Source organism: Streptomyces sp. RPT161 (genome assembly GCF_027533845.1).
GTDB classification, from domain to species: Bacteria; Actinomycetota; Actinomycetes; order Streptomycetales; family Streptomycetaceae; genus Streptantibioticus_A; species Streptantibioticus_A silvisoli_A.
This window is the reverse complement of the sequence record NZ_JAPZVN010000098.1, coordinates 1-634: the sequence shown is the minus strand read 5'-3', so window position 1 is coordinate 634 and position 634 is coordinate 1. Positions and strand designations below refer to the sequence as shown.

Here is a 634-nt window from a genome sequence, read left to right as displayed (position 1 = left end):
CTCCGGGAGTCCGTGTTTCTGTCGACATCGCTCGCCTTCGCGGGCCCCGCCGGTTGGAACGCCGAGTCCTGCCGCCGACCGACGGGAACAGTCGACGCGAACAGCGCCGTAGGCAGGAGCGGGGGACCCAAGGTTCTCCGCCGGAACCGCCCCTCACCGCAGGGGACGGAACCGGCTTGGGGTGAAGTCGTGCCTTCAAGGCCACGACCGGGCACTCACTGGCCCGAACCCGACAGCTGACCTCGCAGGCGTCGGTGAGGAATCACACCATGCTCAAGCTGCACCGCGCCTCCAAGACCCGTCTCGCCGCTCTCGCCGGTGTCGCCACCGCCGCGATCTTCCTCCCCGTCCTCGCTTCGACCACCGCCTCCGCCGCCTCCGCCGCCACCTGGGACCGCGTGGCCCAGTGCGAGTCCAGCGGCAACTGGTCCAACCACAACACCGGCGGCAACGGCCACTACGGCGGCCTGCAGTTCTCGCCCTCCAGCTGGGCCGCCGCCGGCGGCCTGAAGTTCGCCCCGCGCGCCGACTACGCCACCAAGGACCAGCAGATCACCGTCGCCAACAAGCTGCTGGCCATGCAGGGCCCCAACGCCTGGCAGTGCGCCAAGGCCGGCGGCCTGAAGTAAGACCC

Annotated in this window: 1 pseudogene and 1 riboswitch; the pseudogene reads left to right on the top strand. The window is 70.5% G+C overall.

The features are described 5' to 3' along the window. Positions 1–94 precede the first annotated feature (94 nt). A riboswitch (cyclic di-AMP (ydaO/yuaA leader) is annotated at positions 95–266 on the top strand. A gap of 3 nt (positions 267–269) precedes the next feature. After that, a pseudogene (locus O5O46_RS35070) lies at positions 270–623 on the top strand (transglycosylase family protein); the annotation flags it as partial. Positions 624–634 lie beyond the last annotated feature (11 nt).